This is a genomic window from Cupriavidus necator (assembly GCF_013141915.1).
GTDB lineage: Bacteria > Pseudomonadota > Gammaproteobacteria > Burkholderiales > Burkholderiaceae > Cupriavidus > Cupriavidus necator_B.
This window is the reverse complement of the sequence record NZ_SROX01000002.1, coordinates 241,055-255,528: the sequence shown is the minus strand read 5'-3', so window position 1 is coordinate 255,528 and position 14,474 is coordinate 241,055. Positions and strand designations below refer to the sequence as shown.

The following is a 14,474-nucleotide window of genomic DNA, read 5'->3' as shown; positions in this document are numbered from 1 at the left end:
TGGCCCAAGCAGCAATTCATGTCTTTTTCTGAACTCGGCTTGTCCGACAAGATTGTGCGTGCCGTAGCCGAACAGGGCTACACCACTCCGACCCCCATCCAGGCGCAGGCCATTCCCGCCGTCCTCAAGGGCGGCGACCTGCTTGCCGGCGCCCAGACCGGCACCGGCAAGACCGCCGGCTTTACGCTGCCAATGCTGCAGCTGCTGTCCGAAACCGCGCCACGCCACGCCGGCGGCGCCCAGCGTCCCGGCCGCGTGGCCGTGCGCGCGCTGGTGCTGACGCCCACGCGCGAACTGGCGGCGCAGGTCGAAGAGAGCGTGCGCAACTACGGCAAGTACCTGCGCCTGCGCTCCATGGTGATGTTCGGCGGGGTCGGCATCAACCCGCAGATCGAGCAGCTCAAGCGCGGCGTGGAGATTGTCGTGGCCACGCCGGGCCGCCTGCTGGACCACGTGTCACAGCGCACCATCGACCTGTCGCAGGTGGAACTGCTGGTGCTCGATGAAGCCGATCGCATGCTCGACATGGGCTTCATCCACGATATCCGCAAGATCCTCAACGTGCTGCCGGCCAAGCGCCAGAACCTGCTGTTCTCGGCGACCTTCTCGGACGATATCCGCGCGCTGGCCGACCGCCTGCTGAACAACCCCGCGTCGATCGAAGTCGCGCGGCGCAATACCACCGCCGAGACCGTCGACCAGCGCGTCTACCCGGTCGATCGCGAACGCAAACGCGAACTGCTGGCCCACCTGGTGCGCCAGCATGACTGGCACCAGGTGCTGGTGTTCACGCGCACCAAGCACGGCGCCAACCGCCTGGCCGAGCAGCTGACCAAGGAAGGCCTGTCGGCGCTGGCGATCCACGGCAACAAGAGCCAGTCGGCACGCACGCGCGCGCTGTCCGAATTCAAGGCCGGCACGCTGCGGCTGCTGGTGGCAACCGATATCGCCGCGCGCGGCATCGACATCGACCAGCTGCCGCACGTGGTCAACTTCGACCTGCCCAATGTGCCGGAGGATTATGTCCACCGCATCGGCCGCACCGGCCGCGCCGGCGCCGAGGGCGAGGCGATCTCGCTGGTCTGCGTGGACGAAGTGGCGCTGCTGCGCGATATCGAACGACTGATCAAGCGCAAGCTCGAACAGACCGTGCTGCCGGGCTTCGAAGTCGACCCCAGCATCGCGCCCGAGCCGATCCAGAAGGGCCGCCAGCAGCGCGGCGGCGGACAGGGCCAGGGCCGCGCACGGGCCGAAGCGCGTCCGGCCGGCGACAGCGAGGGCGCGCAGCGCCAGCGTCCGGCCCGCCAGGGGCAGGGCGCGCAGGGCGGACAGGGTGCACCGCGGCAGGGCCAGGGCGGCCAGCGCGGCAACAATGCCGCCAACGGCAACCGTGCCGCCCAGCCCGCCGGCGCGCGCAACCCGGCGCCGCGCCGCGATGGCCAGGACCAGGCGCGCCCGCAACGTGCCGCGGCCCAGCCCGCGCGCCAGCCGCATGATGCCGCGCCGGCACCGGCGCGCAACCGCCGTCCGGCGCCGCAGGCGGCGCTGCTGGGCGGCAGCCGCAAGCCGGCGCGCTGAGCGGAGCCGGCCGGCACCATGCACGCCTCCGACGCTCCCGCCGACTCCGGTGTGCCCTATGCCGGCCTGACGCCGGAGCTGATGCTGGACGCGCTCGAGGGCGCCGGCCTGCGCCCCGACGGGCGTCTGCTGGCGCTCAACAGCTACGAGAACCGGGTCTGGCAGGTGGGCATCGAGGACGCCCCACCGGTCATCGCCAAGTTCTATCGCCCGGGCCGCTGGACCGATGCGGCCATCCTTGAAGAACACGCGTTCGTGCAGCAACTGGCCGACGCCGAGATTCCCGCGGTGCCAGCCATGGCGCTGGCGCCGGGCGAGGCCGGTACGCTGCTGCATCACGCCGGCTTCCGCTTTGCCGTCTTCCCCCGCTGCGGCGGCCGCGAGCCGGCGCTGGACCGCGCCGATACGCTGACCTGGCTTGGCCGCTTCATCGGCCGCATCCATGCGCTGGGTGCAACCCAGCCGTACCAGGCGCGCCCGGCGCTGGATCTCGACACCTTCGGCATTGCCCCGCGCGACTGGCTGCTTGCCAGCGGCTGCATTCCGGCGGATCTCCTGCCCGCGTGGCAGTCGGTGGCGCAGCTGGCGCTGGACGGCGTGCGGCGTTGCTATGAGCGCGCCGGCGACGTGCGGCTGCTGCGCGTTCATGGCGACTGCCATCGCGGCAATGTGCTGTGGATCGACCAGGACGACGCGCGCGGCGGCGCCCACGGCGAGCCCGGCCCGCATTTTGTCGACTTCGACGACAGCCGCATGGCCCCGGCGGTCCAGGACATCTGGATGCTGCTCGAGGGCGACCGCGCGGCGATGCAAGGCCAGCTTGCCGACATCGTGGCGGGCTACGAGGATTTTGCGGAATTCCAGACGCGCGAGCTGTGGCTGGTGGAAGCGCTGCGCACGCTGCGGCTGCTGCACTACAGCGCCTGGCTGGCGAGCCGCTGGGCCGACCCGGCCTTTCCGGCCGCGTTCCCGTGGTTCGGCACGGCGCGCTACTGGCAGGACCGCATCCTGGAACTGCGCGAACAGGTCGCGCTGATGGACGAAGCGCCCCTGTGGGGCGCTTGAGGCTTGCGGAACGCGGGCGCTTACGCCGCCCGCCCTGCCGCTGGCTTAGCCCTTCTTTTCCGGTGCCTTGACCAGCACCACCGGGCAGTCGGCCTGCGCCAGCACGCGCCCTGCCACCGAACCGATCACCGCATCGAAGAACGACCCGCGCCCATGCGTGCCCATCACGATGGCGGCCGCGCCGACCGAACGCGCATAGCCGACGATGCGCTCGGGCGCGAAACCGTGCAGGGGGTGCCGCTCGAATGGCACATTGGCCGCGGCGAGGATGTCGCAGACCCCCGCCATCGCCTTGTCGCTGGCTTCCTTGTGCCAGTCGTCGATGGTTTCCTTGCTGACAAAGGCGCGCACCTGGCCGCTTACTTCGGGCGCCACGTGCACGACATGGACGGTAAAGCCGTTCTGCAGCAGCTTGCCTTCGGCAATAAAACGTGCCGCGGCGTCGCTGAAGGCCGAGCCGTCGGTGGCGAGGACGATATGAGTCATGGCGGAATCTCCTGGATGGGGGCTGTCGGCAAGCGCCGCGACCATGTGGCCGCAACGCCATCTGGAACCATCATGCCCCCTAGTGTCCTGCCAGGATGCGATTCAGATCAAGTCGCATAGGAACTGTCCGAATTTCTGGTGCGATAACCGGTTGGCGGGTCGGCCTGACGGATTCCGTCAATCCGGCTGAAGCATTTGGCCATTGCCCCGTCAACACGGCGACGCGTAGCATGCTCCCGAGCCCCGCGGCCAGCATGGCCCCCATGCGGCGAAGGGCAGACCGATCCAACCACCAATGCAAGCGGCCCCGCCTGGCACGCGCGGGCAGCGAACCGGAGACAACGATCATGAGTGAGCGCGGCAACCTGCAGCCCCTGCGTGGTATCAAGGTAGTGGAATTCGAAGGCATCGGCCCCGGCCCGTTGTGTGGCGCCATGCTGGCCGGCCTTGGCGCCGAGGTCACGCTGGTCACCCGCCCGGTGGCCCCCGACGCGCGGCGCATCCTGCGCGGGCAGCCGGTGCCGGCGGAGATGGAGCTGGAGCACGACAAGCGCGTGGTGCAGCTGAACCTGAAGGCGCCTGAGGATGTTGCGGCCGCGCTGGAGCTGGTGGCCGGGGCCGACGCGCTGATCGAGGGGCTGCGTCCCGGCGCGATGGAGCGCCTGGGCCTGGGGCCCAAGGCCTGCCATGCCCGCAATCCCCGGCTGGTCTATGGCCGCATGACCGGCTGGGGCCAGACCGGCCCGCTGTCGCAGAGCGCCGGCCACGACCTCAACTACATTGCGCTGACCGGCCTGCTGTCGATGGCCGCGCGCGAAGGCAGCCTGCCGATGGTGCCTCCCACGGTGATGGGCGATGCCACCGGCGCGCTCGGGCTGGCCTTCGGCATCACCAGCGCCATCCTCAGCGCGCGCGCCAGCGGCGAGGGCTGCGTGGTGGATGCCGCCATCACCGATATCGTCGCCATGCTCGGCTCGCTGGTGCAGGTGTCGCGGGCGGCGGGCACGCTGGGCGGCCCGCAACCGAGCCCGTTCCATGATTCGCCGTTCTACGATGTGTTCCCGTGCGCGGACGGACGCGCCATCACCCTGGGCGCGCTGGAGCCGCAGTTCTACCGCGAACTGCTCGAGCGCCTCGAACTGACTGACATCGACCCGGCCGCGCAGTACGACCGCGCACAGTGGCCGGCGGTGAAGGCCCGCATCGCCGCCACCATTGCCAATCAGCCCAGCACCCACTGGGAATCCGTGCTGGGCGGCACCGACGTGTGCTTCGCGCGCGTGCTGACGCTGGACGAGGCCGCGCGCCATCCGCACAACCAGGCACGGGGCACATACCGCCTGTACCAGCAGGGCGAGCGCGAACTGCCGCGCTCGGCGCCCGCGCCGCGCTTCCTGCCCGCCGGCACGGAATGACTGGCGCCGCGGCGTCGATGCCGCGGCTGCGCGCAGCAAGCCCCACGCGCGCCGCATAGCGCGACGCCGCAGGCAATTGACGCTAGCCGCGTCATCGAAGGAAAAGCCTGACTCTCGTGCAGAATCCGCTGCGTCAGCGCAGTGAGAATTCGGCGCATCAAGCCACCTCAGGGCCCTTAACCTTGGCATAGCCAGCCGCCTGGCCAATCCCTCGCCAGTTGTTAAGGAGCCATGAATTGCCACCCGCGCTGATCGTCGACGCACCCTCGAAGTTCCGCACCTTGTTGTGCGCCGAACTTGCCGCCAGATTCGATGGGGACGAGGTCCTGGAAACGGATGGTGTCAGGGAGGGCTTCCGCCTCGCCCGCGAACAGCGGCCCGGCCTGGTGCTGGTCGATGTCGAACGCTTCGGCAATCCCGGCCTCGACTTCGTCCGGCGGGTGGCGGCCACGCTGCCGTCCGTGGCGCTGCTGGTGCTGTCCGGCACAGAGGCGGCCCAGGCGCCGGTGCGGGCCTTGCGCGCCGGCGCCCACGGCTTCGTGGTCAAGCAGCGTGGCCTGGACGAAGTGATGCAGGCCGTGCGCGGCGTGCTGAGCGGCTACCTGGTGTTTCCGCTGCAGACGCTGGAGACGGTGCGCCAGCTCGGCGAGCAGCAGCAGGCCGGCCTGCCGCGGTTGAGCAACCGCGAGATCACCATCCTCCAGTACCTGGCGCGCGGACACTCCAACAAGTCGATCGCCGCGCAGCTGCTGATCAGCAGCAAGACCGTCAGCACGCACAAGGCCAATATCATGGCCAAGCTGCATGTGGGCTCGCTGGTCGAGATGGTGGACTACGCGCGCCGCCATCAACTGGTGTGGTGAAGGGCGCCTGCCGGGTTGGGCGCGTCGGGCCGCGCCGGTCCGCCATCGCGGGTAGACTGTTGGCATCTGTGACGAATGCGAGCTATCCGCCCGATGCCCCAGACCCTGAATGCTGTCGTGCGCGGCCTTGGCGCCGTCGCCGTTGCCTGCGCCACGTGGCTTGCCATGCCCGCCTTTGCCAACGAGCCGATGTGGTTCGTGCAGGGCCGGCCGGTGCCCGAAGCCAGGCAGGCGGTGGACGCACTGGCTGCCGCGGCCACCGACGGTCTCGATCCGCGCGACTACGATGCCGAACCCTTGCGCCAGGCCGTGACCCAGGCCGCCAGCGGCCCGGCCTTGCCTCCCGATGCCGCGGCACGGCTCGATGCCGCGCTGAGCGCCGCCATGGAACGGATGCTGGCCGACCTGCACGGCGGACGGATCAACCCGCGCACGGTCCATGCCAACTTTGCGCCCCAGGCGGAGCGGCCCTTCGACGCCGCCACCTGGCTGCGCGAGGCCGTCGCCCAGCACCGTTTGCCGGATGCCATCCGCCAGGCGGCACCCACGTTCCCGCTGTATGGCACGCTGCGCCAGGCCCTGGCCCACTACCGCGACATCGCCAGGCAGCCGGTGTGGCAACAGCCGCTGCCGCCCTTGCCGGCCAGCAAGCTGACGCCGGGCCAGCCGTGGGTGGGCGCCGGCGCGCTGACCGCGCGCCTGGTGGCGCTGGGCGACCTGCCCGCCGGCACGCAGCCGCCGGCCCGCTACGAGGGCGCTCTGGTCGATGGCGTCAAGGCCTTCCAGTCGCGCCATGGCCTGGAGGCCGACGGCGTGATCGGCGCGGCCACGCTGGCGCAGCTGAACCTGCCCATCGCCGAGCGCGTGCGGCAGATCGAACTGACCATGGAGCGCATGCGCTGGACTCCGCTGGACGGCCCGCGCATGATCGTGGTGAACGTGCCGGAGTTCATGCTGCGCGCCTACGAGATCCGCGACGGCAAGCTCGACATCAAGCTGGAGATGAAGGTGATCGTCGGCAAGGCGCTCGATACGCGCACGCCGCTGTTCGAGGAGGACATGCGCTATATCGAGTTCAGCCCGTACTGGAACATCCCGCCGTCGATCGCGCGCCGCGAGACGGTGCCGCGCCTGCGCCGCGACCCGGCGTATTTCAACCGGCAGGGGCTGGAGTTCGTCGGCGGCGACGGCAAGGCCGTGACCACCTTGTCCGAAGCGAACCTGGACGCCGTGCTGAACGGCAGCCTGCGCATCCGCCAGCGGCCGGGCCCGCTCAACGCGCTGGGCGACATCAAGTTCGTGTTCCCCAACAACGAGAACATCTACCTGCACCACACCCCCTCGCCGCAGCTGTTCCAGCGCGACCGGCGCGACTTCAGCCACGGCTGCATCCGCGTGGAAGCCCCAGTAGCGCTGGCCCAATTCGTGTTGCAGGATATGCCGGACTGGAACGAGACCCGGATCCGTGAAGCCATGACGCGTGGCAAGTCCAACACGGTGCGCCTGCAGCAGCCGTTGCCGGTGGTGCTGGCTTACGGCACGGTCATCGCGCGCGCCGATGGTCGTGTATCCTTCTTGCCTGACATCTACGGTCACGACAAATTGCTGGACAAGGCGCTGCGGCAACGCACCGCTCGCCCCCAGCCGCGCGCTGTTGCCAGCGCCTCCGGCGTCGCTCACTGAGGCGCCCCCTGCACATTCAGAGGAAGTAACATGACCGACGCGACGCGCAAGGCACGCCGCCGCTTTCTTCATACCACCGGAACCCTGGCGCTGGCCGCCGGCCTGATGCCGCTGGCGCCGCGCCGCGCGCAGGCCAGCCTGCCTGCCAACCAGTCGCTGGCGGGCCTGCCGAATGCCCGCACATTGGCTTTCGATCACACCCACACCGGCGAGCGCGTGTCGCTGGTCTATGCCGTTGGCGACCGCTTCGTACCCGACGCACTGACGACGCTCAACGGCTTCCTGCGCGACCATTACTCGGGCAAGGTCGGCACCATCGATCCGCAGCTGTTCGACCTGCTGTTCCAGGTCCGCCGCGAGCTTGGCACGGACCAGCCGTTCCAGGTCATTTCCGGCTACCGCAGCCCGGCCACCAATTCGCGCCTGCGCAGCACGCGCGGCGGTGGCGTGGCCAAGCACAGCCTGCACATGGATGGCAAGGCCATCGACATCCGGCTCGCCGGCGTGTCGCTGGCAGACGTGCGCGACGCCGCCAAGTCATTGCAGGGCGGGGGCGTCGGCTACTACGAGTCCGATCAATTCGTGCACATCGATACCGGACGCGTGCGCTACTGGTAAGCGTTGCCTGTCGGGCTGCCCCGGTTGGGGTGCCCGTCTGCGCTGGCGAGGAGCCAAAGCAAAAAGCCGCGATCTCTTGCGAGAACGCGGCTTTTCAAATAGATGGTGGCGAATCAGGGACTCGAACCCCGGACCTGCGGATTATGATTCCGTCGCTCTAACCGACTGAGCTAATTCGCCAACGAAGACTGAGATTATACCTAGGCTTTCGAGGCTGTCAACACCTTGCGGTGAAGATTTTGCACGACGCCTTCGATCAAAAAAAACGGCAGGCCACAGGGCCTGCCGTTTTAGTCAGTGCCGCACGATTGCTCAGTCGTTGGCGTAGATGTTCACGTCCTTGGTCTCGCGGATGAACAGCGCACCGATCACGAAGGTGATGGCAGCGATGATGATCGGGTACCAGAGGCCGTAGTAGATGTTGCCGTTCTGTGCCACCAGCGCGAACGAGATGGTGGGCAGCAGGCCGCCGAACCAGCCGTTGCCGATATGGTAGGGCAGCGACATCGAGGTGTAGCGGATGCGGGTCGGGAACAGTTCCACCAGCATGGCGGCGATCGGGCCGTAGACCATGGTGACGTAGATCACCAGGATGACCAGGATCACCAGCACCATGATCGTGTTCATCTGCGCCGGATCGGCCTTGGACGGGTATCCGGCCGAAGACATGGCACCGCTGACTTCCTTCTTGAACGCCGCGATCTGGCTCTTGCTGGCATCATCGAAGCTGTTGCTGTTGGCAAGCTTGGCGTCGAAAGCCTTGATTTCCTTGTCGCCGATCTTGACCGAAGCCACCGTGCCCGGCGGAGCGCTGACCACCTCATAGCTGGCCGATGCCTGGGCCAGCGTGCGCTTGACGATATCGCACGAGCTGCGGAAGTCGACCTCGCGGGCGATCGGGCTGCCCTGGAACGAGCACTGCTTCGGGTCTGCGGTCACCACGATCTGCGCCGATTGCTGGGCGCGTTCCAGCGCCGGGTTGGCGTAGTGGGTCAGCGCCTTGAACAGCGGGAAGTAGGTCAGCACGGCCAGCGCGCAGCCCAGCAGGATGATCCACTTGCGGCCGATCTTGTCCGACAGCGAGCCGAAGAAGATGAAGAACGGCGTGCCGATCACCAGCGCGCCGGCGATCAGCAGGTTGGCCGTCTTGGCATCTACCTTGAGTACCTGCGTCAGGAAGAACAGCGCGTAGAACTGGCCCGTGTACCACACCACGGCCTGGCCGGCGGTCAGGCCGAGCAGGGCCAGGATCACGATCTTCAGGTTGCGCCACTGGCCAAAGGACTCGGTCAGCGGAGCCTTGGAGGTCTTGCCCTCCGCCTTCATGCGCTGAAATGCCGGCGATTCGCTCATCGACAGACGGATGTACACCGACATTCCCAGCAGCAGGATCGACAGCAGGAACGGGATGCGCCAGCCCCAGGTCTCGAAGTTCGGGCCGGTGAACTCGCGGCACAGCAGGATCACGATCAGCGACAGGAACAGGCCGAGCGTGGCCGTGGTCTGGATCCACGAGGTGTACGCACCGCGCTTGCCGTGCGGGGCGTGTTCGGCCACGTAGGTGGCGGCGCCGCCGTACTCGCCGCCCAGCGCCAGGCCCTGCAGCATGCGCAGCGCGATCAGGATGATCGGCGCGGCCCAGCCGATGGTGGCGTAGCTGGGCAGCAGGCCGACGATGAAGGTCGACAGGCCCATGATCAGGATCGTCACCAGGAAGGTGTACTTGCGCCCGATCATGTCGCCGAGGCGACCGAACACCAGGGCCCCGAACGGCCGCACGATAAAGCCGGCGGCGAAGGCGAGCAGCGCGAAGATGAAGGCCGAGGTCGGGTCAAGCCCGGCGAAGAACTGCTTGGCGATGATGGCCGCGAGCGAGCCGTATAGATAGAAGTCGTACCACTCGAACACCGTACCCAGCGATGAGGCAAGAATCACCTTGCGCTCTTCACGGGTCATCGGTGCGTTCTGCGCGCCCCCTCCGGGCACCGCGACGTTCTGCACGTTTGCCATTTGTCTCCTCCGTCTGGAATGGATCTCGGGCGGGGGTGGCGCGCGGGAAGCACCGCGCGGCTGGCCACCATGCCCAGAGTTGCAGAGGATTGTGGGTCGCGAAACTTACTGCGGTCTGACAGATTCCGGCGCGCAGGCCGCAAAACCGTCGGGGTATACGCTAGCCGCCGACAAGGCTTTGGATGCTGCGCTGCAGGGGTCGGCGCGCCTGCGCCGCTCAGCAATGCGGCCTGCGGGGGTGCCGCTATGCAGCATCCGCGCCCGGCCCGCGCGAGGCGCCTTGCGAGGGCATCGCCGCCGGTGGCGCGGCGGGGCGCTCGGCCTCGGCATCGCTATGGTTCATGCGCCAGGCATAGAGCGCGGCCATCAGCACGTAGACCACCAGCGCTCCCTGCGCGCCGACCCAGAACGAGAACGGCCAGCCAAAGAAGTCGAAGCGCAGGTCGCGCGCAAACCACGCCACCACGAACGTGACCGTGAACCAGACCGCGAGCAGGCCGCTGATCCAGCGCAGGTTGCGGTGCCAGGCGAGGCGCTGGCGTGCTTCGGCGCCGTCGGGAGTGGGACTGTCATTCATACAGAGGGAAAGTTCTCGGGGCGGCGCAGCGTCACACGGAAATGCGCGCCGGCCAGCCGTGGCGATTGCTGGTAGACGTGGTCCGAGATCTGGACGTCGCCGCCGTGCTGCTGCACGATTTCGCGCACGATCGCCAGGCCCAGGCCGCTGCCTTCGGTGTTGGTGCCCAGTACGCGGTAGAAGCGTTCCATCACGCGGTCGCGCTCGGCCGGCGCGATACCCGGGCCGGTGTCTTCAACGTCCAGATAGGCGAACGGCTCGAAGGCGTCGGCGCTGACCCGCACCGTGGCGTGGCCGCCGCGCGGGGTGTAGCGGATGGCGTTGTCGAGCAGGTTGTTCAGCATCTCGGTCAGCATCAGGCGATTGCCCTGGACCACCACCGGATGGTCGTCGGCATCGAGGCCAAGATCGATATCGCGCGCCCAGGCCTGCGGCAGCCAGTCCTTCACCACCTCGCGCGCCAGCGCTGCAAGGTCCAGCGCGGCCATGCCGCCGGTGCCGGCCAGGTTTTCCATGCGCGCCAGCGACAGCAACTGCGTGACCAGGTGCGCGGTGCGTTCCGAGCTGCCGGCGATCTGCGCCAGTGAGCGTCGCAGTTCCTCGGGCGACTGCTCGCGCTGCGCCAGCTCGGCCTGCATGCGCAGGCCCGCCAGCGGCGTCTTCATCTGGTGCGCGGCATCGGCGATAAAGCGCTTCTGGGTTTGAACGGACTGGTCCAGGCGCGCCAGCAGGTCGTTGAACGAGCCCACCAGCGGCGTGATCTCCTGCGGCGCGGCGCGCTCGTCGATGGGGCTGGTATCGCCAGGGTTGCGCGCGCGGATGCGCTGCTGGATCGCGGTCAGCGGTGCCAGTCCGCGCGACAGCCCGAACCACACCAGCACCACCGCCAGCGGCAGGATCACGAACTGCGGCAGGATCACGCCCTTGATGATCTCGTTGGCCAGGCGCGCGCGCTTGTCGAGGGTCTCGGCCACCTGCACCAGCACCGGCTGGGTGCCGCTGACCTGCTTCAGTTCGATATACGTGTAGGCCACGCGCACGTCGTTGCCGGCCACGCGGTCATCGCGCAGCGACACCAGCCCCGCGTGGCCCTGGTCTTCCTCGGAAGGCAACGGCAGGTCATGGTCGCCGGCGATGTACTCGCCGCGCTTGCCGACCACCTGGTAGTAGATGTTGTCGGTCTCGTCGGCGCGCAGGATCTCGCGCGCCGACAGCGGCAGCTGCAGCGTGACGCGGCCGTTGACCTCGCGCACCTGCTGCGACAGCACGATGGCGCTGGCTTCCAGCGCGCGGTCGAACGGGCCGTTGGCGATCGACTTGGCCACCAGGTAGGTCACCGCGATGCTCATCGGCCAGAGCAGCAGCAGCGGTGCCAGCATCCAGTCGAGGATCTCGCCGAACAGCGAGCGCGGTGCGGGATGGGCGGTGCTTTCCTCCAGGTGCGGCAGGGCGTCCGCGAGGTCCTGGTCGGTGGCGTCCGGGGCGGGAGGCGGTGGTGGCGCGGTGCGGGGCACGCGCCGCCAGGGCAGTCGCAGCAGGCTCATGTCGGCGAGGTTGCGCTCAGGTCAGTCGCGTGGCCTGCATGCGATCGGTGCGATCAATGTGGCGCGGCCACGGCCGGCTGGAATTTTTCCAGGCAATAGCCCAGCCCGCGCACGGTGGCGATGCGGATGCCGCCCACCTCGATCTTCTTGCGCAGGCGGTGCACATAGACCTCGATGGCGTTGTTGCTGACTTCCTCGCCCCATTCGCACAGGTGGTCCACCAACTGTTCCTTCGACACCAGGCGGCCGCTGCGCGTGAGCAGGATCTCGAGCAGGCCGATCTCGCGCGCGGACAGGTCCAGCATCTGGTCGTTCAGATAGGCGATGCGCCCGACCTGGTCATAGGCCAGCGGCCCGTGCCGCATCAGCGTGGCGCCGCCGCCGGCGCCGCGCCGCACCAGCGCGCGCACGCGCGCTTCCAGCTCGGACAGCGCGAACGGCTTGGCCATATAGTCGTCGGCACCCAGGTCCAGGCCCTTGACGCGCTCGTCGACGCTGTCGGCGGCGGTCAGGATCAGCACCGGCAGCATGGCGCCGCGCGCGCGCAGGCGCTTGAGCACCTCCAGCCCGCTCATGCGCGGCAGGCCGAGGTCGAGGATCAGCAGGTCGAAGGTTTGGGTCGACAGCGCCGAATCGGCTTCCAGCCCATTGGCGACGTGGTCGACGGCATAGCCAGAGTGGCGTAGCGAGCGTGTCAGGCCGTCGGCCAGCACGTCGTCATCTTCGGCGATCAGAATGCGCATGGTTGTCTCCACCCTGGCCGGCATCGCCGGCACCGGTGCGCAAACAGCGGCGCGCGGCGCGAAGGGGCTTGCCAAGCATACTGTTTTTTTATACAGTACCCGCACGTTCCGCTGGGGCCGCCCGGGGGAGACCCCCTGGAGTGCGGCCGCGCAGATAGCCGGGCCGGCGCTGATGCCGGCAAATGCCGGTGCCGCGCCACATGCGGCCTATTTATACACCATTGACTCAAGGACGACCATGGACGACAAGAAGGCAGGTGCCGGCGTGAGCGCCGAGAAGCAAAAGGCGCTTGCCGCCGCGCTCTCCCAGATCGAGAAGCAGTTCGGCAAGGGCTCGATCATGCGCCTGGGCGACGGCGAGGTCGAAAAGGACATCCAGGTGGTTTCCACCGGTTCGCTCGGCCTGGATATCGCGCTTGGCGTCGGTGGTTTGCCGCGCGGCCGCGTGGTCGAGATCTACGGGCCGGAATCGTCGGGCAAGACCACGCTGACGCTGCAGGTCGTGGCCGAGATGCAGAAGCTGGGCGGCACTTGCGCCTTTATCGATGCCGAGCACGCGCTGGACGTCAACTACGCCTCCAAGCTGGGCGTAAGTGTCGGCGACCTGCTGATTTCGCAGCCGGACACCGGCGAGCAGGCGCTGGAAATCACCGACGCGCTGGTGCGCTCGGGCTCGATCGACCTGATCGTGATCGACTCGGTGGCGGCGCTGGTGCCCAAGGCCGAAATCGAAGGCGAAATGGGCGATTCGCTGCCCGGCCTGCAGGCCCGCCTGATGAGCCAGGCGCTGCGCAAGCTGACCGGCACCATCAAGCGCACCAACTGCCTGGTGATTTTCATCAACCAGATCCGCATGAAGATCGGCGTGATGTTCGGCTCGCCGGAAACCACCACCGGCGGCAATGCGCTGAAGTTCTACGCCTCGGTGCGCCTGGATATCCGCCGCATCGGCTCGATCAAGAAGGGCGACGACGTGATCGGCAACGAGACCAAGGTCAAGGTGGTCAAGAACAAGGTGTCGCCGCCGTTCCGCGAGGCCTTCTTCGACATCCTCTACGGCCAGGGCATCTCGCGCCAGGGCGAGATCATCGATCTGGGCGTCGATGCCAAAATCGTCGAGAAGTCGGGCGCCTGGTACAGCTACAACGGCGAGAAGATCGGCCAGGGCAAGGACAACGCGCGCGAATACCTGCGCGAGAACCCGGACATTGCCGACGAAATCGAAAACAAGGTGCGCGCCGCACTGGGCGTGGTGGCCATGAACCCCACGGCCGCGGCCGCGGCGGCAACGATCGAAGACTGATCGGGCTGGCGCCCGCTGCGCCATCCGGAAGGCCGGGGCATCGCCGATGCCCCGGCCTTTTTGCTTGGCCCGCAGGGCCGGTCTCCTATCCGCTGATTCCCGCTCATCCATGGCAACCCGTCCCCCGCTGTCGCTGAAGGCCCGCGCCGTCGGCTACCTGTCGCGCCGCGAGCACAGCCGCGCCGAACTGGCGCGCAAGCTGGCGCCCCATGCCGAGTCGGCCGAGCAGCTGGAACAATTGCTGGACGCGCTGGAGCGCGAGAACTGGCTGTCGAACCAGCGCTTCGCCGACAGCCTGGTGCATCGCCGCGGCGCCCGCTATGGCACCGCGCGCGTGATGCAGGAGGCCAAGACCCACAAGCTGGACAACGAGCAACTGGGCGAGCTGCAGGAGCGCCTGCGCGCCACGGAGGCCGAGCGTGCCCGCGAGGTCTGGCGCAAGCGCTTCGGCACGCCGCCCGATACGCCCGAGGCACGGGCGAAGCAGATCCGCTTCATGGTGGCGCGCGGATTTTCGCGTGCGGTGGTCGGCAAGATCATCCAGGGCGCGGACGACGACTACGGCGACGGGGATTGAACTCGCGTCCGC

The 14,474-nt window shown here is 68.1% G+C and carries 13 protein-coding genes and 1 tRNA gene; 8 read left to right on the top strand and 6 right to left on the bottom strand.

Annotation, left to right across the window (positions count from 1 at the left end; genetic code table 11):
- The first annotated feature begins 18 nt into the window (after positions 1-18).
- Positions 19-1,578, top strand: a complete 1,560-nt coding sequence (locus tag E5S69_RS06145) for a DEAD/DEAH box helicase (protein ID WP_171514133.1) — start codon at positions 19-21, stop codon at positions 1,576-1,578.
- An 18-nt stretch (positions 1,579-1,596) separates the two neighbouring features.
- Positions 1,597-2,643 (top strand): serine/threonine protein kinase, encoded by a 1,047-nt coding sequence (locus E5S69_RS06140; RefSeq protein WP_171514132.1) that lies wholly within the window; start codon positions 1,597-1,599, stop codon positions 2,641-2,643.
- Between the two features lie 45 nt (positions 2,644-2,688).
- On the opposite strand, the gene E5S69_RS06135 is transcribed toward E5S69_RS06140, so the two are convergent.
- Positions 2,689-3,129 carry a universal stress protein gene (locus E5S69_RS06135; RefSeq protein ID WP_171514131.1) on the bottom strand — a complete coding sequence of 147 codons (441 nt, stop codon included), beginning with the start codon at positions 3,127-3,129 and terminating at the stop codon, positions 2,689-2,691.
- Positions 3,130-3,476: 347 nt separating this feature from the next.
- On the opposite strand from E5S69_RS06135, the gene E5S69_RS06130 reads away from it, so the two are divergent.
- From E5S69_RS06130 to E5S69_RS06115, 4 genes are all read left to right on the top strand, one after another.
- On the top strand, positions 3,477-4,544 hold the full coding sequence (locus E5S69_RS06130) for a CaiB/BaiF CoA transferase family protein (protein WP_171514130.1): 1,068 nt from the start codon (positions 3,477-3,479) through the stop codon (positions 4,542-4,544).
- A gap of 236 nt (positions 4,545-4,780) precedes the next feature.
- The gene (locus E5S69_RS06125) at positions 4,781-5,407 is read left to right on the top strand and encodes a response regulator transcription factor (RefSeq protein WP_171514129.1); all 627 of its coding nucleotides are present in this window, start codon (positions 4,781-4,783) and stop codon (positions 5,405-5,407) included.
- Positions 5,408-5,500: 93 nt separating this feature from the next.
- On the top strand, positions 5,501-7,090 hold the full coding sequence (locus tag E5S69_RS06120) for a L,D-transpeptidase family protein (protein ID WP_171514128.1): 1,590 nt from the start codon (positions 5,501-5,503) through the stop codon (positions 7,088-7,090).
- Between the two features lie 30 nt (positions 7,091-7,120).
- The gene (locus tag E5S69_RS06115) at positions 7,121-7,708 is read left to right on the top strand and encodes a YcbK family protein (protein ID WP_171514127.1); all 588 of its coding nucleotides are present in this window, start codon (positions 7,121-7,123) and stop codon (positions 7,706-7,708) included.
- A 103-nt stretch (positions 7,709-7,811) separates the two neighbouring features.
- Here the strand turns inward: E5S69_RS06115 and E5S69_RS06110 are convergent.
- The 5 genes from E5S69_RS06110 to E5S69_RS06090 form a co-directional block, all read right to left on the bottom strand.
- A tRNA-Met gene (locus E5S69_RS06110) sits at positions 7,812-7,888 on the bottom strand.
- A 132-nt stretch (positions 7,889-8,020) separates the two neighbouring features.
- Positions 8,021-9,718 carry an MFS transporter gene (locus E5S69_RS06105; protein ID WP_171514126.1) on the bottom strand — a complete coding sequence of 566 codons (1,698 nt, stop codon included), beginning with the start codon at positions 9,716-9,718 and terminating at the stop codon, positions 8,021-8,023.
- A gap of 244 nt (positions 9,719-9,962) precedes the next feature.
- Positions 9,963-10,295, bottom strand: a complete 333-nt coding sequence (locus E5S69_RS06100) for a DUF4212 domain-containing protein (protein ID WP_171514125.1) — start codon at positions 10,293-10,295, stop codon at positions 9,963-9,965.
- Entirely contained in the window at positions 10,292-11,839 is a 1,548-nt protein-coding gene (locus E5S69_RS06095; RefSeq protein WP_171514124.1) for a sensor histidine kinase, read from the bottom strand. Before E5S69_RS06095 ends, E5S69_RS06100 begins: the two co-directional genes overlap by 4 nt.
- A 53-nt stretch (positions 11,840-11,892) precedes the next feature.
- Positions 11,893-12,582, bottom strand: a complete 690-nt coding sequence (locus tag E5S69_RS06090; protein WP_012351826.1) for a response regulator — start codon at positions 12,580-12,582, stop codon at positions 11,893-11,895.
- Between the two features lie 238 nt (positions 12,583-12,820).
- On the opposite strand from E5S69_RS06090, the gene recA reads away from it, so the two are divergent.
- Together recA and recX are read left to right on the top strand one after the other, a co-directional pair.
- Entirely contained in the window at positions 12,821-13,885 is a 1,065-nt protein-coding gene (gene recA, locus E5S69_RS06085; RefSeq protein WP_171514123.1) for a recombinase RecA, read from the top strand.
- Positions 13,886-13,994: 109 nt separating this feature from the next.
- Positions 13,995-14,462 (top strand): recombination regulator RecX, encoded by a 468-nt coding sequence (recX, locus tag E5S69_RS06080; RefSeq protein ID WP_171514122.1) that lies wholly within the window; start codon positions 13,995-13,997, stop codon positions 14,460-14,462.
- Positions 14,463-14,474: the final 12 nt, after the last annotated feature.